This window comes from Intestinibacter sp. (assembly GCF_051866655.1).
Taxonomy (GTDB): Bacteria; Bacillota; Clostridia; order Peptostreptococcales; family Peptostreptococcaceae; genus Intestinibacter.
This window is the reverse complement of sequence record NZ_JBJDXL010000106.1, coordinates 1-6,651: the sequence shown is the minus strand read 5'-3', so window position 1 is coordinate 6,651 and position 6,651 is coordinate 1. Positions and strand designations below refer to the sequence as shown.

The 6,651-nt window shown below is 29.4% G+C and carries 2 protein-coding genes; both read left to right on the top strand.

Annotated elements, in window-relative coordinates:
• Positions 1 to 10 precede the first annotated feature (10 nt).
• The gene (locus tag ACI3VO_RS02730) at positions 11 to 133 is read left to right on the top strand and encodes a leucine-rich repeat protein (RefSeq protein WP_439756443.1); all 123 of its coding nucleotides are present in this window, start codon (positions 11 to 13) and stop codon (positions 131 to 133) included.
• A 113-nt stretch (positions 134 to 246) separates the two neighbouring features.
• A partial coding sequence (locus ACI3VO_RS02725; RefSeq protein ID WP_439756442.1) for a hypothetical protein occupies positions 247 to 6,651 on the top strand: 6,405 nt, incomplete at its 3' end.

The window sequence follows — 6,651 nt, the reverse complement described above, 5'->3', positions numbered from 1 at the left end:
TCCTGATAGCGTGACAAGTATTGGAGATGGTGCATTTGAAGGCTGTACAAGCCTTTCAAACATAACAATTCCTGATAGCGTGACAAGTATTGGAGATGGTGCATTTGAAGGCTGTACAAGCCTTAAAGTATAATTACAAAAAAAGAAAGGCAGCTGAATAAGTTAGCTTTTCTTTTTTTTTATTTTTGGCGATATTTGGCTAGGCGAACATATCAATAATTTGTACACTCGAAAGGAGGATATTGTATGCTTAAAGTTAGAGAGTATATGAAAAATGTCGGTAAGTCTATCACATATGCAGCATCAGATGTGTTAAGTGAACATTATGAAACTCTAAATGATTTTAAGAATACTAATAGAGAAGTATTTAAAGAAGCTTATATTGCTGTTAAAGATTATAAATCGACTTTTGCTAGAGTAAAAACTCAAATTGTTAAAAGTGATATCTATACAGCAGCTAATCTTGGAATAAATAATATTATTAGTGATATTAAAACTGGTAAATTTTATAATAAAGAAAGAGAAAATGAATACGCCAGTACTTACGGCGGTAGCTTAATGGACGATAGTGAATGGGATATGGATAGCTCCGACTTTGACTGGGATAATAAATCCGATGTCAGTGAAGGAGAAAAAATCATTGCTACTGCTATTAAGAAGAATAATAAAATGTCTACTATTATGATGGCGGATGCAATGACTCAAGGTCATAAAGCTATTATCGATTCTTCTAGAGAAAATACTACATTACTTTATGTACAACAAGAAAAGTTATATAATAAAGTAGGGGGAAGTCTTGATAATATTACATCTATATTAAAAAACAATGCTGAAAATAATGCTAAAGCTCAAAATCAGCATATGAAGAATACTGCTACATTCTTCACTAATATGGAAAAGAAAACAGATAAAATCGTTGCTCAATTAGACGAAATGATTCAAATGCAACGTAATTTATATAAGAGAGAAGAAGAAAAAGAAAAGGAAAGAAAGAAAAATACTGTTACAGATATTTCTCCTGGAGGAATTCCTAATCTTAAAGAATATAAAAATGCTATTAAGAAAAATATTCAAGATACCATTTCAGAAATTACTGGTGGTGCTGGATCAATGGGAGATGCTCTTGGTGGTGCTAATTTCTTTGCTATGATGACATCTAATACATTGGGTGAAGTATTAAAATGGGGAATGAATAAAGCTATTGGTAAAGATTTTAAGAAAGCATCTAAAGATTTCGATAATTCTCTTAAAGGATATTTTTCTACATTAATGGCTAAAGCCAATAATGCTAAATTTAATAGTGAAGATGGAGTTGCTAAATTTCTTGGATCTATTTTTGGACTTAAGATAGATAAAGAAGCAAGTGCTCTTGATACAAGCAAATATAATAGAGGTCCTATTCCATTTGATGGTATTACTAAAAAATCTATTACTGAAGTTATCCCATATTATCTTCGTAAGATGACTTCTATTCTTACGGGTGATGATGAAGAAATATTTGATTATAAAACAGGAAAATGGAGAACAGTACGTTCTGTACAAAAACAGCATGATGATTGGAAAAATGCTGGAGCCAAAAATTCTATGGCTGGATTGAATTCTCTCATTAGTGATGCCCTTGGTAGAAATACAAATCAATTAATGAGTAAATTCAGAGATCAAAAAAGATTTAAAGAAAACTATGATAAATTAGCAGAAGCTTTATATAAAACTAATGGAGATTTGAATGTATTAAATAAAGGATGGGATTATGGTATTGATACAGAATTCTTGGATGCTATTAAAACTATCCTTCAAGATACTCAATATTATTATGATACTGCTGATGATAGAGTTAAAAAAGATAAGGATGGAAACCCAGTCAAAACACCTTTTAGAAGCGGAAGTAAAACAAATAGTAGAGGAACTTATATTCCCGGTAAAGTTGTTGGTATAAATAGAAGTAAAGGTGCTAATGGTGTTAGAACTGGTATTAATAGTAGATCAGTAATAGCAAATCTTGCTAGAAATATCATAGAAACTAAATCTCAACGTGCTGATCAAATGAGATCTATGGAAAAGGATGCTGATCTTATTGAGAGAATACTTTATAGTGAAGGTATTGTTATAGATCCTGATAGTAAAAATAATCCGAGTATCAGAACTAAGCATGGGGATTATAATGTAGAAAGAGCATTTAATTCACCATTAGCTCAAGCTATGAAATTTGTTCAAGATGAACATGGTAATACACTATTTAAATATCTCCAATATATTAAGAGAGATTTAACTGCTCTTAGAGTTTCTGGATTAGGATTACTTGGAATCACAGGAAATAAACCTATTGTTAGTGATAATGAAATGAATTTTGAAAAAGGAGAATCTAAGAGAGACAGTGCTCAAGTAGAATCTTATCTTAAACATGGCGGAGAGAATTTTTATAAGAATCAAAAGAATGAAACTAAAGAAGAAGAAGCATATGATAAAAAATATGAAAATGCATTAGAAAAATGGAAAAATGAAAAGAAAGGTATTAAACCTAGAGAAATTAAAGAATTTAGCGATATTACTAAATTCCTTAATGATAGAGAAGAAGAATTACAAAAAGATGCTAAAAAAGAGCTTAAAGATAAAAAAGATATTTATGATATAATGGTTGATTGGAACTTCCTTAAAAAAGATGAAGCTGATAAATTTAAGCAAATATTATATAATAAAGATAAAACAATGAAGCAAAACCTTAGTGAAAGAAAAGGTATGGAAAAAGTAGCACTGCTTACCAATTATGCTACTAAATTAGTTCAAAAACCATGGGAAGCTGCTACTGATGCAGTAGTTAGTTTAGATAAATGGATAAGTGATTTATTCTTTGGTAAGGCTTTAAGAAAAACCAAAGAGGACGAAGAAGATGAAGAAAAAGGTCTTCTCGCTTCAATGAAAGATCATATCAAAGATGGATTTACAAATATTATTGATTCTCTATCAGATAAAGTTGGAGAATGGATGGAAAAATTCAATGATAAAGTAAAAGATAAATTATCTCCAGCATGGAAATGGTTATTTGGAGAAAAAGCTGATTCTGAAACACCAAGAAGTGGTGGTCTAGTTGGTGGGTTCATTGGTCATTTTGAAACTGCTTTAAAGAAGAATGCCGAAGATATAAAACAATGGACTCTCGAAGAAGCAAGAAAAGCCAAAGAAGCTGTTACTGGTAAAAAAGATGAAGATGAGGATTCATCTACATCATCTTCTAATATAACTAATTCTATTATCGAAGAAGTTTTAACTACTAAAAATAAAAAACAATTAATAAATTTACTTGTAGTTGAATCTAAAATTTTTAAAAATACCAGAGAATTTGATAAATACTATAAATATTGTAAAGATAATAATTTCTCATATAGAGATGCTATTGATGTTGATAATATTAATATATATTTATTAAAAAATAAATCTAAAAAAGTAATTGATTCATCTGTTGGAAATAATATAGTATCTGGATCAAATTCATTAACAGAAAATAAATTTGGTCGTAAGATGAAAGATGTTAATTTCGAAGATATTGATTCAGTTAAAGACTTTTTAAGAAAATCATATTTTTCTGGAAATAGTAAAGATATAGATGAATATATTGAATGGGCTGAAAAGAATATAGGTTTAGATGATTTATATAGAATATGCCTAGAAAATAATATCAATGAATTTAAAAGAATTAAAGCCAAAAATTCTAATATTAATAAAACTCATCAATATATTGAAAAAGTAAATAATAAATTTTCACAAAATCCACACCTTCGATCATTACAAGAAGAATATCAAAATGCCGAAGGTTTAACTGCTGCAGAGCGATTTGCAAATGCTAAGAATAAATTAAAAGAATCAGAAAAAGAAGCTACTCAAGAAAATACAGATGTTTTAAAAAGGATATTATCTCCTATTGAAAAAATTGTATCTCCAATTGAAGATATATCTACCTATTTAAAAGCAATAGCTGATAAATTAGGTGCTGTACCAATTATAAATGGATTATATAGACCAAATTACAAATCAAATGGAATTCAACAAACTGCTCGTGGTGGTATTAATAAAACTGGTAGGGCATTTCCATCAGTTGTATCTTCTGGCGAAATTATTAATGGTAATGTAGTTCCTCCTGGAGGACCTTATATTACTACAATTCCTAAAGATGGTGTTGTTATTAACCCTGCTGATGAAAATACTATTAATCGTCAAGCTAGAGAAGAAAAAAGTTTCTTTAATAAACTTCGTTTTAATGCTAAAGCTAATGATAAATTATCAGAAGTATCTATAGTAGATAAAATGAAAGATGAAAAGAATCAAGAATTTGCTGCAGATGTTATTGCCAAAGGCGGTATAGGATTTGCTGCAGGTTTATTATTAGGACATCCTTTACTTGCTGCTGGAGTTGGTATTGCTAGTGGATTTAGTAAGAAAACTAATACATTTGCTAATGCTATATTTGGTACTGCTAGTGGTGTAGATGAAAATGGAAATCCTGTTCGTCAAGATGATGGATTACTTAGTAAAGAAGTACAAAAGGCTATTCCTGATATTAAGAAATTTGGATTAGGAGGAGCTATTGCTGGATTAATTACACCATTTGGTCCAGTAGGTGGATTATTGATTGGATCAGCATTAGGATTTGCGAAGAATAATAGTTTAGTTAAAGACACTTTATTCGGTCCTGATGGAGTATTTGAAAAAGAAAAAACTGATAAATTAAAGAAAGCTTTACCTAATATTGGTATTGGTGCTGCAGCCGGAGCATTACTTGGTCCATTTGGTCTTGTAGGTAATGCTATACTTGGAGCAACAGCTGGTTATGTAACTTCAATGGATAAATTTAAAGCAGCTATATTTGGTAAAGATGTCAAGAGAATTGATAAAGATGGTAAAGAAATTACTGTTAAAGAAGGAGGACTTATTGGTGCTATCAAGAAGGGTGCTGAACCTCTTAAAAACTTCGGTAGAACTATAGTAGAAGGACTCACAGATACTATATTTGGTAAGAAAATTGATACTGGTAAAACAGATGAAAATGGAGATCCTATAATGAAACGTAAAGGTGGTATATTTGGTATGGTTAAAGACCAAATTATCACTCCTATTGCAGAAGGAATGAAACCAATTTTACAAGAAACAAAAATAATGTTTAAGAAAACTATTGGTTCTATTCCAGGTATGGTTAAAAAGCATATTATTGATAAACCTGGAGCTCATCTCGGAGATAGATTAAGTGGAGTTGGAAGTAAAATTGCTAAAGCTGGTATTAATTTAGGTAAAGGTGCTTTATGGATCGGAGCGACACCATTAATGCTTGGAGCTCAAAGTATCAAAGGTATTGGTGCTGGATTAAGAAGAAAACAAATTCGTCGTGGTCAAGCTGATGATATGACTGCTGAAGAAAGATTAGCTTATCGTAATTCAAGTAATTTTATGCTTGAAGGAGGAGATAATTATTATGATACCGATGTAGCTTTAGCAGAAATGAGCAAAAATTTAAATATAGAAGAATTAGAAAATCTCAGAAGTGATTTATTATATGCTAGTAAAGGTAAAGAAGCAAAGGAAGATGAAGATCTACTTGTTAGGAAAAATTATGATAAAGAATTAACTAAATATATTAGTGGTAAAGATGCTCATAAAATCATGAAAAAATTAAATAATAAAAACAAGTCCACTAATTATGATGAAATTGAAAGAATGATCAGGGGGCATCTAAAAGGAATTGATGGAGAAGAATTAAATCATGAACAAAAGACAAAATTAATTGACGAATTAAATGAAGTGAAAAAAAGACGTTCTAAAATTTCTACAAAATATAAAGACTATGAAGAAAAAGGTGTCGATATTAATTATGAAACTTTAGAGAAATACGGTCTTAAAGTTAATACTAATGATAAAAAATCTTTAGATAAAATGGTATCTTATTTGAATACAGAAATTACTCATAAATATGCTAACGACCCAGCAGAATCACCTTTAGAACGTAACACATCTGAGATTATTAAATTAACTGATGCTATTGCAGAAAATAGTAAAATAGTTTCAGATAATAATAAATTAATTACTGGAGGTAAAGTAGAAGAGATTAGACAAAAATATGGATTATCCGAAGAAGATTTGGAAGATTTAGTATCTACACCAGAAGAATTAATAGAAAAATTAAAAGAAAAAGGCGTAGATATTAATGAATTTAATAAAAAAATGGATAAATTTATTAAAGAGAAAAATTACTCTGAAGAAGATATGAAAAATCTTGGAATAGGAATTAAAATAAATGAAAATGGAGAACCTGAATTAATAGAAATTTCAAAAGAAGATATGGATATTTTTACCAATGAATTAGCTAAAAATAAAGGAGGTATATTTAGTAACTTAGCTGAAAAGAGTCAAAATATATTAGATGAAAATAGATCTAATATGAAAACTTTTAAAGAAGGACTTAGTAAAAATGCAAGAAAAGAACTTATAGAGAAAAATAGAGCTAGATCTAAAGCACTTAAAGCTAAATATAATGTTGTTGATTATGAAAAGGATCTAAAAGAAAAATATGATAATAGTGATGAAGAAACCGCTAAGGAAAGATTAGAAAATGCAAGAAAAGAAATTGATGAAATTAATGATCCATTTAAGAGAATTTCTAAAAGA